This is a genomic window from Fibrella rubiginis (assembly GCF_017353185.1).
Lineage (GTDB): Bacteria > Bacteroidota > Bacteroidia > Cytophagales > Spirosomataceae > Fibrella > Fibrella rubiginis.
Genome location: NZ_JAFMYV010000032.1, coordinates 1 through 1,546 on the forward strand (window position 1 = coordinate 1; position 1,546 = coordinate 1,546).

At 58.2% G+C, this 1,546-nt stretch carries 1 protein-coding gene; it reads right to left on the minus strand.

From position 1 onward, the window contains the following. Positions 1-1,500, minus strand: a 1,500-nt coding sequence (locus J2I47_RS26335) for an Ig-like domain-containing protein (protein ID WP_445451876.1), incomplete at its 3' end; no start/stop codon positions are given. Positions 1,501-1,546 lie beyond the last annotated feature (46 nt).

Consider the following 1,546-nt stretch of genomic DNA (forward strand, 5'->3'; position numbering starts at 1 on the left):
GGTGGTCGTGGACGGTGAGACGACCAGCGTCCCTGTGGTGTTGCTGGTGCCATTGCTGAAGCTGTAGCTCGTACCACCCGTGGCCGTCAGCGTCGCCGAGGTACCGTTACAGATGGTGGCCGACGACAGCGTGGCGGTGACGGCGGGGTTGACCGTCACCGTCGCCGAGGCAACGCCCGTACAACCGTCGCCGCTGGTAACCGTTACGTTGTAGGTAGTTGTAATCGAAGGCGCTACCACTAACGTACCTGTAGTGTTGGTAGTGCCGGTGCTGAACCGATATGATGTGCCTCCCGTAGCGGTTAGTGTGGCCGAGGTGCCGTTACAGATCGTCGCATTGCTGAGTGTAGCCGTCACGGCGGGGTTAACGGTGATGTTGGCGTAAGCGACTGATGTACAACCGTTTGCATCTGTTACCACCACGTTATACAGGCCCGATTGCGCAGGTGCACTGTTGGGAATAACCAGGGGGTTGCTGCTGCCTAGGTTGCCACCCGGCCCGCTCCAGGCGTAGGTAACCCCGCTGGCAGGGCTAGCCGTGAGGCTGATAGGATCCCCCGCACAATAGACAGTGTTGCCCGCAATGGCTGCTGTTGGTGGCGAGGGAACCGGGTTGATTGTCACACTCGTCACCGGTGACTCGCAACCTGTGGTTGCGTCTTTCACCCGCAGGCGGTAGACGTCCGGGGCCAGCCCTGACCGAATGGGTGAAGCCTGGTACGATACGCCATTATCGAAACTATACTGTACGCCCGAAGCAGGGGTCAACACCCGAATCGTGCCTGTAGTGGTGACACAGGTAGGCTGAGTCACGCTCACACTAGGAGGAGCCGGTAGAGGATTAGTGGCCAGTGTGGTTGTTTGTGTGGCCGTGCACCCGTTGGCGTCTGTGACAACTACTGAGTAGCTGCCGCCGCTAAGATTCGTCAGATTGGCCGTGGTAGCACCCGTACTCCATTGATAGGTGTATGACGGTGTACCGCCCGATACCGAACTGCTGATGCTGCCCGTGTTTTGTCCGGCGCAGACGGGGCCGCTACCTGTGAGCACGACGGTTAGCAGTGGGGGCTGGGTGATGGTGGCAGTCTGGGTCAGTGAACAGCCGTTGGCATCGGAAACAACCACCGTGTAGCTGCCCGCTGCGGCTTGCAACGTAGCACTACCCGGCGTAGTCGTTGATGACACCAGGCCGGAGGTAGCGTAAAAACTAACCGAATAAGGACCTGAGCCGCCGCTACTATTAACCGTAATTTTCCCTTGTCCGTTATAGCATAATGCACTGGTTGCCTGCGTGTTGACGGCTAGTGGATTTGGCGTCATAACGTCTACCGTTGCGGTGTTGCTTAGGCAACCACTTGCATCAGTGACAATCAGGCTGTAGGTGTCAGCAGTGGTGAAGGCGGGGTTAGCCTGAGTCGAGATCACGCCCGTAGCACCAGAGCGATACCAGGCATAGCTAACCGGAGGCGTGCCGCCTGTTACCTGCGTAGAGATAGCCACTGCAGGTTGGTTGTTCGTGCAGGTGATACTGGTATTTGTGATTTGC